Origin of the sequence: Neorhizobium sp. SHOUNA12A (assembly GCF_023006505.1) — a bacterium.
Taxonomy (GTDB): Bacteria; Pseudomonadota; Alphaproteobacteria; order Rhizobiales; family Rhizobiaceae; genus Neorhizobium.
In genome coordinates, this window is sequence record NZ_JALBGV010000123.1 from 1 (window position 1) to 12,692 (window position 12,692).

Sequence of the window (12,692 nt, forward strand, 5' to 3'; positions counted from 1 at the left end):
CGGCTCCCAGGAGGCGGTGACGCGCGGCTGGAGCTGCCCGCGGGTGAAATCGGCGAGCAGTCGTTCTCCCGCCTCCAACGCTTCGGCTGGCAGGAAGGGTTTTCCGTCGCGGTCCTTCATCCGGGCGATCGTGCCGAGCGGTGATTCGGTCAGGTTACGGCGCACCGGCTGGCGGGCGCCGTCGATCTCGGCGGAGGTCACGACGATCTCGCCATGCTGCTCGACAAAGGCCTCTTCGCCCATCACCAATGCCCGGCGCAGGAAGCTGGATGCCTCGATACTTGCGGCGATCCGGCCGCTTTCGGAAAGCTGCACCAGCCCGAGCGAACGGGCTCTGGCGATTACCGCCTGCGGATAAAGCCGCTCCTCGGCTCCGGTGAGGCGGACTTCGGCGCCCTCCCCCGTCTCGATCGCGCATTCGCCGCGGGCAAGCTGGCGGATCAGGCGCAGGAGATGCCGTTTGAGGTCTGGAATATCTGCCTTGCCGCTCATGGGCTTCCCGATCGCCTCAGTCATGGGCTACCGCCTCCGACAGGCCGAAAACGGCGGTGACGATGCGTTCGACCGCCGAGACGAACTCGTCAAAGGCCAGGTCGTCGCGGCGATCCTCGACCACGTGGCAGGCATGGCCGACGGTGGTGCGGTCGCGGCCGAACGCTTCGCCGATGTCGCTCATCGAAATCTGGAGCGCTACATGGCAGACATACATGGCGATCTGGCGCACATGGCAGGATAGCCGGCGCCGGTCGCGGCGCAGCATCACCCGGTCGCCGAAGAGCTGGACCAGTTCGCAGACCATCTGACGGACGATGCGGCAGACGCTCCTGAGCGGCAGGCTGGCAGGAAGCCGCGGCGTACCGGCAGTCGCATCCATTGGCACCGGCGGGGAAAATCGCGCCGAGGACGGCGGGGCGGAAGGCTCGGAATATCGCTCGAAAGGCATGACAACTCCTCAATAAATAGGAATTAATTCATACACCCTAGAGCAAAAGCGGGGACGCTGAAAACCGCCTCTCCGCAATTATCAGCTGAAATCGTTGATGATTTCCGCAAGTCATGGAAAGATAATGGGATTTTTTTCCTCACACCTTGCCCGTGACCAGGTCGCTAAAAAGGAAAAACCGGGCGTACGGTCGCCCGGCTCTTTATCCGCATCTGTGTTTGATGCCGAAATCACCCGCCGGTCGCTGGCGCGATCGGTCCTCATCGGGATGGTTTCAAATCCTCCCGGTGTCTTTGCCGGGCGTTGGCCCGGCTCAGACCTTGCCGCGCTTGCGGCGCTGGCCGAGACCCATTTCCTTGGCGAGCCTGGAACGGGCTTCCGCATAGGCGGGCGCCACCATCGGATAGTCGGCCGGCAGGCCCCACTTCTCGCGATATTCTTCCGGCGTCATGTTGTAATGGGTCATCAGATGCCGCTTCAGCGACTTGAACTTCTGCCCGTCCTCCAAGCAGATGAGATAGTCGTCTTCGATCGATTTCTTGATCGGAACCGGAGGCTTCGGCTTTTCAATGGCCGCTACAACCGGTGCCGGCGAAGAGGTGTTGCTCAACGCCGTATGCACGTCTGCGATCAAGTTCGAAAGATCGCTGACGGGCACCACATGGTTGCTCACATAGGCCGCCACAATATCTGCGGTCAACTCCACCAGCAGATCGGGGCTTTTGCCCAATGCGATGTCTGTCATTTCCTGTCTCCTGTTTAAGTGACTGGCTGGCCCCGCGACCTCCGCGACACCTGCCCGTTCGTAGAGCTTCTCGGAGCGAAACCATTGCCCGACCGCCGTCTTGCGACCGAAGCCTACCCCTAAGCTCCATGCGGAAAAGAAAACGGTTCGCACCGGATATTGCGTTCGATTAAAGCTTGCCCAGGTCCGTGATCGACGTTTATCGTTCCTCAATCCAAAGAACTTGTCGACTTCACCGAATTGACGAGGGAACGCCTAATCTGAAACAACATCTGCACTCTACTTGTAACGAAGTACCACTGCTTCGCTTTATCTCCAAGTGCGATTTTCGCGAGTTACCAGCCTTTCTGCGGCCTATATCGCTCCCACGTCAGCTTTACTGATGAATAGATGAGCATTTGCTCAGTCAAGACAGGGTTATAACTCGTCCTCGACGGGATTATATTCGCTTATCGTAATCCTTCATTTCATCTCGGACTGACTCAGCGTAAAGTGGATATCCGATCTTATGTGCTGCCATAGCGAGTAGATGCGCCGAAATCGGCGCGGTCAGCACGAAGAAGAAGAAGCCTGCAAGGGCTCTTGCAAATGTCGGCAGATCGCCCGCATGGACGCCGACCGCCAGCAGCAGCAGCCCGGAACCGACCGTGCCGGCCTTCGATGCCGCGTGCATCCGGGTATAGAGATCCGGCAACCGGTTGAGCCCGATTGCCGCCACCAGTGCGAACCCGGCGCCGCCAAGCATCAGAAGGGCGGTTATCGTGGCCAGCAGGATATCCATCATTTCTTTGCCTTCCGCCTGACGGCCGGTCCGGTGCCGGGCGGGCGCCTTGTTGCAGATTTACGGCGCGGTTCGGGCACCGATGCCGTGAATGTCTTCATCATGTCCGGCCTCGGCGTTTCCCGACCGCCGCGCGACAGGATGAAGCGTGCGAAGGCGACGGTCGCCAGGAACCCGACTAGGCCGAGCGAGATGGCGATATCGATATAGAGCGAGAAACCGGTGCGGATGGCGATCAGGGCGATGAAGCCGATGACGATGCCGGTCAGCATGTCGAGCGCCACGACCCGGTCTGGAAGCGTCGGCCCCCTGATCACCCGCCAGACCGTGAGCAGGAAGGAGACGCAGAGCACCACGAGCGCCAGCCAGACCGCATAGGAGACGATCATTTCAGCCGTCGTCATCGGAACGCCTCCATGATCTTGCGTTCGAAGCCGTTGGCGATATCCCGTTTCGTGGCCTCGACATCGGAACAGTCGATCGCGTGGACGAACAGCGTCTTGCGGTCCTCGGAGACATCGACCGACAGCGTGCCCGGCGTCAGCGTGATGAGGTTGGCAAGCAGGGTGATCTCGAAATCGCGGGTGACGGTCAGCGGAAAGGCGAAGATGCCGGGCTTGAGGTCCATGCGCGGGCTCATCACCAGCACCGCCACTTTCCAGGCAGACAGCGCCAGCTCCTTCAGGAACAGGGCGAGCAGCGACAGGATGCGGCCGAGCCGCCGCCAATAGCCGCGGGCGCCCATCTCGTCGCGGACGATCCAGAGCGCCAGCGTCGACAGCACAAAACCGAAGATCAGGTTTTGCAGCGTCGCGCTGCCGGTTACAGTGACCCAGACGACGGCAAATACCAGAGACAGGATATAGGTGATCATCGTGCTGTCCCTCCCGGGAAGACCGAATGGATATAGGCCGCCGGTTCGCCGAGCCCCTCCGCCGCGGTCTGGGCCAGATCGAGCAGCGGCTCCGGCAGCAAGCCGAAAAGGACGACGAGCGCCGTCAGGCAGCCGAGCGGCAGGGCGATGTGCCAATCCGCCGGGGCGGCGGCCTCCGGAACAGGTTCGGGCTGCGGCCGCCAGAAGGCAAGCAGGAAGACGCGGGCGAGCGCCAGCGTGACCAGGAAAGCGGAGACGAGGATCGCCGCAGCCAGCCACCAGGCACCGATATCGAGCGAGGCTTTCAACAGCGCCACCTTGGGCCACAGGCCCGACAGCGGCGGCAGGCCGGAAGCGGCCAGAAACAGCAGGAAGGAAGCGCCCGAAAACCACGGCGCCCTCCGGTAAAGCCCGCCGAGGCCGGAGAGTGCCCAGGTGCCGCCGAGCCGGCCGGTTTCTCCCGACACCAGATAAAGCGCGGTCATGGTCACCACCGAATGCAGCGCATAGAGGATGGCGCCGCTGACGGCCGCCGGCGTGCCGATCGCCACGCCCGCCATCATGTTGCCGATGCCGGCAATGACCACGTAACCCACGAGCCTGCGGATATCGTTCTGCGCCAGCGCGCCGAGCGCACCGACCAGCATGGTGAGCGCCGCCGATATGGCAACGACGAGGCTCAATTCCTCGCGCTCGACCGGGAAGAGCATGATGGTGACGCGGATCAGCGAATAGATGCCGATCTTGGTAAGCAGACCGCCGAACAGCGCCGACACCACCACCCGGGGCGTGTGATAGGAGGCCGGCAGCCAGAAATTGACCGGAAAGGCGGCGGCCTTCATGGCGAAGGCGAGGATGAACAGCGCCGTCAGCGTCGTCAGCGGCGCGGTGCCACGCAGGCCCGCCGCCTTGCGGGCGATATCGGCCATGTTGAGCGTGCCGAAGACCGCATAGAGATATCCGACCGCGATCAGGAACAGGGTCGTGCCGATCAGGTTGAGGATTGCGTATTTCAGCGCCCCGTCGATCTGCTCCGGCTCGGAGCCGAGGATCAAAAGGCCGAAGGACGAGATCAGCAGCACCTCGAACCAGACATAGAGGTTGAAGATGTCGCCGGTCAGAAACGCGCCCGTGACGCCGGCCATCAGCAGCATCAGGAACGGGTAGAAACCGTAGCGCCGGCCGCTCGCGTCGATATCGCGCAATGCGAATATGCCGCCGGCAAGGGCAACGATCGCCGCGGCGAGCGCCATGACCGCGCCAAAAAGGTCGGCGGTGAACGCAATGCCGAAGGGCGGCAGCCAGCGGCCCATCACCATGGTGACCGGGCCATGGGTCCAGACGCGCCAGAGCAGGCCGGCGTCGAGGATGACGAGCAGAGCCAGGCCGGCAATCGCGATGCCGCCATGCAGGCGGACGGACTTGCGCACCATCATCAAGACAGCACCGGAGCCGATCATCAGGGCGACGGGGAGAACGACCAGCCAGTCGGCAAGCGGCGGAGCGGCGAGGACGAGGGCTGCGGAGAGGTCGACGGAAGGAGAGGCCATCAGTGGATGTCCCTCACGGTGTTTCCGGCTCTTGAAGTTGGCGTCCCTTGCCCCGCTCGGACGGCTATCGTCGAAGCAGGGATACCCCCCTCTGCCCTGCCGGGCATCTCCCCCACAAGGGGGGAGATCGGATGGGGCAGATGCCCTGCCCAAATCCCACCAAGAGACTGAGCGAGGTGCTGGATATATCGGTGGATCGGGATCGACGCATATCGCTCGATAGGGAGCGGGGGGCTGTCCTCCATCCGATCTCCCCCCTTGTGGGGGAGATGCCCGGCAGGGCAGAGGGGGGTGCCGCGGCTTCGGTAGTCGGCTGAAATACCGCGGCCCCGATACCCCACAGCGATACCCCGGCCTCGATAACCGACAGGGCAGAAATGGATATCCGGCGGAAAACGCAAAACCATCCCCTCAGTACCCCAGCGGCGGAAGCTGCTCGTCCCGCGGTTCGGCCAGCCGCATCTCGTCGGTATCGTCGGTGCCGAGTTCCTGGTAGGCGCGGTAGGTCAGCACCAGCAGGAAGGCGAAGAAGGAGAACGAGATGACGATTGCCGTCAGGATCAGCGCCTGCGGCAGCGGATTGGCGGCGTTCGACGACAGCGTGTCCATGCCCGCGGGGATGATCGGCGGCACTTCGCGGGTGAGCCTGCCGGTGGTGAAAAGCGTGAGGTTGACCGCATTGCCGAGCAGCACCACGCCGAGCAGGATGCGCACGGTGTGCTTCGACAGCAGAAGGTAGATCGCGGCGGCAAAGAACAGGCCGATCAGGATCGAAAACAGCGCTTCCATCAGTCCCCTCCCTCCGCGTCCGAGCCCGGCTCCTGTTCGAGCGCCAGCGCAATCGAGGTGATCGCCCCGACGACCACCAGATAGACGCCGATATCGAAGGACATGACGGTGGCGAGCGGCACTTCGACCTCGAAGACGACGGGATAGACCCAGAGCCCGGTCATGAACGGCACGCCTGATACGATCGAGACCAGGCCGGAAAGCGTCGCAAGCAGCAGTCCGGCGCCGGCGATCGCCATCGGATGGAACCGGATCGCGCGGCGCACCGCAGGCACGCCGAAGGCGATGCCATAGATCGCCAGCGCCGACGCCGCGATCAACCCGCCGATGAACCCGCCGCCGGGCTCGTTATGGCCGCGCAGCAGGACGAAGACGGAGAACAGCAGCATCAGGGCGGTGAGGAAGGGCGCGACGGTGCGCAGGATGAGAGTGTTCATGGATGAGCACCTTGCACGTTGGTTGCCACCACCTCTTGGAGGTTGAACAAGCTCCGTTCCCCTTGCAGGTCGAACCCTGCCAGCCCCCCTCTGCCCTGCCGGGCATCTCCCCCTCGGGTGGGGAGATCGGCTGGGCGCACCAGCATCGCTCTCACCGGAACGTTTGAGATGGCCGGAATCTCACCGCGATTCGATCTCCCCCCTTGAGGGGGAGATGCCCGGCAGGGCAGAGGGGGGTAAACCACACCCGTCAACGCCGCGTCTCCATTTTGTCGTCCGCAACCTTTTTGCCCGCCCTCACCCGGATCAGCGCCAGCACCGCGAGCGCCGTCACCATTACCACCGCGATCTCGCCCAATGTATCCGTGCCGCGGAAGTCGACGATGATGACGTTGACGACGTTGGCGCCGTGGGCGACGGTCTTGGAATAGGCGTTGAAGAAGTCGGTGAGCAGGGTGTCGAACGGCGCCTCGGTCGATTTCAAGAGGAGCAGCGTGAAGCCGAGGCCGCAGGCGACCGCGATCGTCCCGTCGAAGAGCGTTTGTCCTAGGGGCCGGTGGTCGCGGGGCGAGAGCCGCAGCCGCGTCATTACCAGCGCCAGGATGACCACCGACAGCGTCTCGACCATGAACTGGGTGAACGACAGGTCCGGCGCGCCGAACAGCAGGAAGATGACGGCGACGGCAAAACCCTGGATGCCGAGCGAAACGATCGCCGTCAGCCGATCCTTTGCACGCAGCACGGCGATAAGGCCGATCACCGCGATTGCGAAGAACGCCGCCTCCTGGACCAGCAATTGTTTCGGCCACATGGGCATTGCCGGCAGTTCGCCGAACAGGAAGGGCGGGACGAGCAGCGTCACGGCCAGCAGGATGAAGGTGGCGGTGATGTAGATTTCCAGCCGGCCCGGCTGGACGAGACGGGTGACGGCACCCGAAAGCCGCACCAGGCCGGAGACGAAATGATCAAAGCCGCGGTCCGGGCCGGGGCCAAGGCTTTCCACCGCCCGCACCATCAACGCCCGCAGGTCCGTCAGCCGCCAGAAGGCGAGTGCGCCGAGCAATACGGTGATCACCGACAGAAGCAGGGGCACGCCGAGATGCGGCATGGTCGAAATGTCGATGACGATCTTCTGGGTGGTGATCGCGCTTGCCATCGGCGAGGAGACGTATCGATGCGCCAGGCCGGAAAAGAGTGCGGCTGCCAGGCCGAGCACGGACAGAACCACCGGGCCGAGCCAGAGCGTCACCGGCCCTTCGTGGGCATGTTTCGGCGTCTCGACATGGGGACCGAGAAAGGGTTTCAGCGCCACGGCGAAGGCAATCGCGAACATCAGCGCATTGCCGATGACGGCGAGGCCCGTGAAAAACACGGCGCGCGGATTGCCGGTGGCGAGTGCCGCATAGATCTCCTCCTTGGCGAGGAAACCGAAGAACAGCGGCAGGCCGCCCATCGAGAGCGCCGCCAAAAGCGCCGCGCCGAAGGTGACCGGCATGGCGGCGCGCAGGCCCCCGAGCTTGGTGACGTCGCGGGTGCCGGCCTCATGATCCACCGTGCCGGCGACCATGAACAGCGCGCCCTTGAACAGCGAATGGGCGACGAGATAAAGCACCGCCGCCTCGACCGCATGGGCCGAACCGAAACCGGTCAGCATGACCAAGAGACCGAGCGAGGCCATGGTCGTATAGGCAAGCATCAGCTTCAGGTCCGTCTGGCGGACTGCCAGAAACGTGCCGGCAATCAGCGTGATACCGCCGAAGAAGGGCAGCAGGATCATCCAGGCGGGCGTTTGCCCCATGACCGGGTTCAGCCGCATCAGCAGGTAGACGCCGGCCTTCACCATGGTTGCCGAATGCAGATAGGCGGAAACCGGCGTCGGCGCTTCCATGGCGTTCGGCAGCCAAAAATGGAACGGAAACTGCGCCGACTTGGTGAAGGCGCCGGCGAGCACCAGCAGCAGGGTTGCGAGATAGAACGGGCTCTGGCGCAGCCCGTCGCCAAGATGCACGAGCAGCGAAAGCTGGGTGACGCCGGTGATGTTCCAGAGGAAGACCAGGCCGGCGAGCAGGCAGAGCCCGCCGCCGCCGGTGACCACCAGCGCCTGAAGCGCCGCACGCCGCGCCGCCTCCCTCTCGTGATCGAAACCGATCAGCAGGAACGAGGTGATCGAGGTCAGTTCCCAATAGACGAACAGCATCAGAAAACTGTCGGAGACGACGAGGCCGAGCATGGCGCCCATGAAGGCGAGGATGAAGGCCATGAAGCGCCCCTGCCCCTCATGACCCTTCATGTAGCCGCCGGAATAAACGACGATCAGGGTGCCGATGCCGGTGATCAGAAGCGCGAAGGTGAGCGACAGGCCGTCGAGGAACCAGGAGAAGGAGAGGTTGAAGCTCGGCGCCCAGGCATAGCCCCCGGTCACCACTTCGCCGGCGGCGATTTCGGGCAGGAAGGTGCAGAAATGCGCAAACGCGAGCGCCGGGGCCGCTGCCAGAACCCAGGCGGCCCTATCGCCCAGACGGCGGGTGAGGAAGGGCGCCAGAACCGAAGCGAGGAAGGGAAGGAAGAGTGCGAAGAACGTCAACGCCGGCGCATTGGCAGCCATGTCATCTCCACGCTTCAGAAGTCCCATGCCCCCGACCGTTCGGAGGCAGGAGATTTTCTATGGGAAACATGTCCCCGCCTCAAGCAGAACCGGACGAAACACACAGAAACGCGAGTTTTCGGGAATTTGATGGCGAGGGCCGGCGATGCTTGGCGGCGGCGGCTTTGCGGCATGATCGTCATTGCTGGCGTCGCAAAACTGCTAATTCTGCGGCCGGCCGAGCTATGTTGGGTTCGCGCTCCCGGCTGGTGCCTGGCCTATGCTTAGGCAACGGTTCGGCGTCATGCCTCAGGCTTCACTCAGCCGAGAATTTCACCGTCACGCCGCGCTGCCGAAAGTAGGCCTGCATCAGTTTCCTGCCGGAACGATTGTTCTGCACGAGCTTAGCCGGGTCGAATACGGCCTCTTTCAAACCCGCCCGGGCCATCGCCGCCTTGAGAGCCGCGATATGCACGTCGATGTCGGCGTTGTTCGCCTGGAGCGATTCATAAATGCGGCCTGTTGCATCTGCTACGGTCGGTTCGCTCACTATCTCACTCCTGTTGTTGTTTGGCTGGCGCTTACCACATTTTTTCGGCCTGACCTTATTGTGGTGAAAAATGCCTTCGTCAATGTGCGACGCTAGATTGGAACATCGCGTCCGCTTTCGAAGATGTGATACCCGAGGCAGGCCATGGGGAAACCGGCATCACGGCCCGGATGCTAGGGCAACAATGCGCCAATAGGAGACATGGCGCCACCCGTCGATTATGGTCATGTTTCGACCCGTAGAAGACGGTAGCGGCTGATCTATAGTCTCCCGTAAGCAGTCATCCGCGGGACAAGCGGCACTTCCATTGGCGGACCGTATTGGAGAGCTCAATTGCAGACGGACGACCCTCCGACCTACCGCTTTACCGCGAAAGTCCATATTCATCATAAAAGCTCGCCAGGGATCACGATGGCCTACGTCATCGACGCCCAAGGCCTTTCGGTGACGCAAGGACGGTCCGTCAGACTCGTCCCATGGACTTCGTTTCGTTTCCTGCACCTTCACGTTACGAGTGGGGTCGGCACCACTGGGTTTCCAGTCCACAGCGCGCGATTGCGGACGCTCTTCGCATCAAGGGAGCTATCCTCGCTGGATTGGCAGGGAGAGACAGGCCTCGATCGATCCGCCGACTACGTTCGGTTCATGGAAGAACTGATTCCGTTTGCAGTCGCCCGTAACCCGCGTCTCCGCCTTCGATACGGCGGTGACCCTATGATGGAGGCGGCGGCCCCGATGGTGCTGACCTTCTTGATCCTACCGTTCGTCTTTATCCCACTTTTGATCTTCAAACCGCTCGGTGCTCTTGCTGCTGGTTGGAAAAAGCCGCTTGGCAAACTCGTGTTTGGGGCAATCAGCACGAGTTTTGGTGTAGTGCTGAACATGCTTCCCTGGTCCAGCGGTAAGCCGTTCAAGGCCGACGATCTGCCCATCGCAGAACTCCCGCCGAGATATCGGCAAGGTGGCGTCTGAAGACGTACCGATATGCCTGCGACGAGCTTCGAGGGTGAGACGGACGGCAGCTTATCGGTTGACGATCCTTCAAACCAGACTGTCCGAAAACCACCCCATCTCAGGCATGGAGTGATTGGTCCCAAATGACCGGTTTGGGCCAGAAACAGCCACACCGACATCCGCTCTCCAATCGCGGACTTTTCCTTCGCCGCCTCGATGCCTATCTATGGGGAAACGAAAGGAACCTTGCGATGTCCGATGTGATCACCCCGAAAGTCCAGAAGACCGATGCGGAGTGGCGTGAGCTCTTGACGCCCGAGCAGTACCGCATCCTGCGGCAGGCCGGCACCGAACGCGCCTTTACCGGTCCCTTCTGGAACAGCCATGAAAAGGGCCTCTACAGCTGCGCCGCCTGCCACGAACCGCTGTTCGTCTCCGACACCAAGTTCGATTCCGGCTGCGGCTGGCCGAGCTATTTCGAGGCGGTGAATCCGGAGGCGATCACCGAAATCCGCGACGTGTCGCACGGCATGGTGCGCACCGAAGTCCGTTGCAGCAATTGCGGCGGCCATCTCGGTCACGTTTTTCCCGACGGCCCGCCGCCGACCGGCCTGCGCTATTGCATCAACGGCCATGCGATGGATTTCGAGGCGATGAAGTGAAGCAAAACACCCGAAGCGCCGGCGATCCGCCGGCGCTTTTTTTATTCTCAGTAATCTTCGCTGATCTCGAGCCAATAGCCGTCCGGGTCCTGCAGGTAGATCGACCGCACCCCATCGGCACGGGTGTAGATCCTGCCCTCGTTTCTGGCCAGATCGCCGTATTTCGTGCCGGTTGCGGCGATGTGGGCGACCGCGGCGTCGAGGTCAGTCACGGCGATGCAGAGATGGGTCGACATGGTGACGTAGGTTTGGCCGAAATCGCCTTCGATCAGATGGATCGACTGGTCGTCGCCGATGCCGAACCAGCGGATGTTCGGCTTGCGCGCCTTGCACTCGATTTCCGGCAGGCGCAGGACCCGATGATAGAACTCGGCGCTGCGGGTGAGATCACGAACCATGATGGACAGGTGGTTTATGCGAAGCGACGCGGCCATGGTCTCCTCCAACAGCACTCGCGGGACCGCCTGACGTCAGGTCGGGTCCTTGTCGTAGACGATGATCCCGGGCGGCAACTGCACCCAGGAATGCCGACGGTAGTCATAAACCGAATGCGGGGCCTCGGGAAGCCGGGATACCCTGTACGTTACGCCGGCAGTTCCACCGTGAACGCAAAGCGGGCTTTTTCGCCCGGTGCAAGGACCACGCCGTAGGGGCGTTTCGCCAGGTCGTCCGAGCCGCCGAGTTCGGCCGCGGTGCCGTGCCAGGGCTCGATGCAGATGAAGGGGGCGCCGGGTTTCTGCCAGAGCGCCAGGTTCGGCAGGTTCTCGAAGGAAAATTTCAGCGCGGGACCGCCCTCCGCGGCATAGGTCAGCCCCTCGCCCGCCCCTTCCGGGAAGATCATCGCATCTGCCTCGAACATCGCATGGTCGAGCGTCAGCCGCCCGGCGGTGAAGGGCGACGGCAGCTTTTCCGGCTTGACCAGCCCGCCCTCCAGCCGCGTCAAAGCCGGTTCGGCGCCGTTGTCGAGGGTGATTTTGTGGGCCTTAGCCGCCGCGCCGGGAATCGGCCAGGCAAAGGCCGGGTGGAACCCAAGGCCGAAGGGCATCGGTTTTTGATCGCGGTTCTCGACTTCGGCCGCGACCGTCAGCGTCCGGCCATCCAGCGAATGCTCCACCGCCAGCAGGAATTCGAACGGATAGACGGCGCGTGTCGCGTCGGAGGCGGCGAGTTCGTAACGACAGATGGTTTCGCTCGACGAAGCAAGCGTAAACTCGCTGCGGCGGGCAAAACCGTGCTGGCCCATCTCGTAAGACTTGCCCTCGACGCTGATCCGGTTTTCCGGCGCCTTGCCGACCATCGGAAAGAGAACCGGGGAGCGGCCGTTCCAGAAGGCGGCATCGCCGTTCCAGAGAAACGAGCGGCCATCCGTCGCCGCCAGCGCCTGCATCTCCGAGCCGAGCGAGGAGATGTCGACGGTCAGGTATGGGTTGGAGATGCGGGTGACGTCGGACATGGCGGCTCCTTCTGGTTCCGGTTCGCAATCATGCCCTCATCTTTGCGCGCCAGAGGTTTCGGTTCAATGACGCGTGCGGTCTTTTCGAGCGTCAGACGGCGCCAAGCCAGTTCGGCTCAGTCTTTCGCGACCTCGCCCGCATATTGATCGTCCGTCACCGCGCCCAGCCATTCCGCGGTGCTGCCGTTCAGCGCTTCCTGGATGGCGATATGGGTCATGGCGGTGGTCGGGGATGCGCCGTGCCAGTGTTTTTCGCCGGGCGGGAACCAGATCACGTCGCCGGGCCGGATGGCCCGGATCGGCTCGCCCCAGACCTGCGCCAGGCCGGCGCCGGCCGTGACGAGCAGCGTCTGGCCGAGCGGGTGGGTGT

At 62.8% G+C, this 12,692-nt stretch carries 16 protein-coding genes and 1 pseudogene; 2 read left to right on the forward strand and 15 right to left on the reverse strand.

The window, feature by feature from the left end; genetic code table 11:
- The 12 genes and pseudogenes from MOV63_RS30050 to MOV63_RS30100 form a co-directional block, all read right to left on the reverse strand.
- A partial coding sequence (locus tag MOV63_RS30050; RefSeq protein ID WP_247039302.1) for a DUF6456 domain-containing protein occupies nt 1–516 on the reverse strand: 516 nt, incomplete at its 3' end.
- Nucleotides 509–943 carry a helix-turn-helix domain-containing protein gene (locus tag MOV63_RS30055; RefSeq protein WP_247039304.1) on the reverse strand — a complete coding sequence of 145 codons (435 nt, stop codon included), beginning with the start codon at nt 941–943 and terminating at the stop codon, nt 509–511. The genes MOV63_RS30055 and MOV63_RS30050, both read right to left, overlap by 8 nt.
- A 313-nt stretch (nt 944–1,256) precedes the next feature.
- Nucleotides 1,257–1,688, reverse strand: coding sequence for a MucR family transcriptional regulator (locus tag MOV63_RS30060; protein ID WP_038541152.1), 432 nt, complete (start codon nt 1,686–1,688; stop codon nt 1,257–1,259).
- Between the two features lie 439 nt (nt 1,689–2,127).
- Nucleotides 2,128–2,472 (reverse strand): monovalent cation/H(+) antiporter subunit G, encoded by a 345-nt coding sequence (mnhG, locus tag MOV63_RS30065; RefSeq protein ID WP_038541147.1) that lies wholly within the window; start codon nt 2,470–2,472, stop codon nt 2,128–2,130.
- The gene (locus MOV63_RS30070; protein ID WP_247039306.1) at nt 2,469–2,873 is read right to left on the reverse strand and encodes a cation:proton antiporter; all 405 of its coding nucleotides are present in this window, start codon (nt 2,871–2,873) and stop codon (nt 2,469–2,471) included. The genes mnhG and MOV63_RS30070 overlap by 4 nt, the downstream gene beginning before the upstream one ends.
- Entirely contained in the window at nt 2,870–3,343 is a 474-nt protein-coding gene (locus tag MOV63_RS30075) for a Na+/H+ antiporter subunit E (RefSeq protein ID WP_247039308.1), read from the reverse strand. The genes MOV63_RS30070 and MOV63_RS30075 overlap by 4 nt, the downstream gene beginning before the upstream one ends.
- Nucleotides 3,340–4,893, reverse strand: coding sequence for a Na+/H+ antiporter subunit D (locus MOV63_RS30080; protein ID WP_247039310.1), 1,554 nt, complete (start codon nt 4,891–4,893; stop codon nt 3,340–3,342). The genes MOV63_RS30075 and MOV63_RS30080 overlap by 4 nt, the downstream gene beginning before the upstream one ends.
- A gap of 77 nt (nt 4,894–4,970) precedes the next feature.
- Nucleotides 4,971–5,188: pseudogene (locus MOV63_RS33095) on the reverse strand (hypothetical protein); the annotation flags it as partial.
- 116 nt (nt 5,189–5,304) lie between these two features.
- Nucleotides 5,305–5,682 carry a Na+/H+ antiporter subunit C gene (locus MOV63_RS30085; protein ID WP_247039312.1) on the reverse strand — a complete coding sequence of 126 codons (378 nt, stop codon included), beginning with the start codon at nt 5,680–5,682 and terminating at the stop codon, nt 5,305–5,307.
- On the reverse strand, nt 5,682–6,119 hold the full coding sequence (locus tag MOV63_RS30090; protein ID WP_038541131.1) for a Na+/H+ antiporter subunit B: 438 nt from the start codon (nt 6,117–6,119) through the stop codon (nt 5,682–5,684). Before MOV63_RS30090 ends, MOV63_RS30085 begins: the two co-directional genes overlap by 1 nt.
- A 250-nt stretch (nt 6,120–6,369) precedes the next feature.
- The gene (locus MOV63_RS30095) at nt 6,370–8,724 is read right to left on the reverse strand and encodes a putative monovalent cation/H+ antiporter subunit A (protein ID WP_247039313.1); all 2,355 of its coding nucleotides are present in this window, start codon (nt 8,722–8,724) and stop codon (nt 6,370–6,372) included.
- 295 nt (nt 8,725–9,019) lie between these two features.
- Nucleotides 9,020–9,256 (reverse strand): hypothetical protein, encoded by a 237-nt coding sequence (locus MOV63_RS30100; protein ID WP_105441352.1) that lies wholly within the window; start codon nt 9,254–9,256, stop codon nt 9,020–9,022.
- A gap of 330 nt (nt 9,257–9,586) precedes the next feature.
- On the opposite strand from MOV63_RS30100, the gene MOV63_RS30105 reads away from it, so the two are divergent.
- Together MOV63_RS30105 and msrB are read left to right on the forward strand one after the other, a co-directional pair.
- Nucleotides 9,587–10,225, forward strand: a complete 639-nt coding sequence (locus MOV63_RS30105; RefSeq protein WP_038541123.1) for a hypothetical protein — start codon at nt 9,587–9,589, stop codon at nt 10,223–10,225.
- A gap of 233 nt (nt 10,226–10,458) precedes the next feature.
- Nucleotides 10,459–10,869 (forward strand): peptide-methionine (R)-S-oxide reductase MsrB, encoded by a 411-nt coding sequence (gene msrB, locus MOV63_RS30110; protein ID WP_038584863.1) that lies wholly within the window; start codon nt 10,459–10,461, stop codon nt 10,867–10,869.
- A gap of 47 nt (nt 10,870–10,916) precedes the next feature.
- On the opposite strand, the gene MOV63_RS30115 is transcribed toward msrB, so the two are convergent.
- From MOV63_RS30115 to MOV63_RS30125, 3 genes are all read right to left on the reverse strand, one after another.
- Complete coding sequence (locus MOV63_RS30115; protein WP_247039314.1) at nt 10,917–11,303, reverse strand: VOC family protein; 387 nt, start codon at nt 11,301–11,303, stop codon at nt 10,917–10,919.
- A 149-nt stretch (nt 11,304–11,452) separates the two neighbouring features.
- Entirely contained in the window at nt 11,453–12,322 is an 870-nt protein-coding gene (locus MOV63_RS30120) for an aldose 1-epimerase family protein (protein WP_247039315.1), read from the reverse strand.
- 116 nt (nt 12,323–12,438) lie between these two features.
- The coding region (locus MOV63_RS30125) for a cupin domain-containing protein (protein WP_247039316.1) at nt 12,439–12,692 on the reverse strand (254 nt) is incomplete at its 5' end.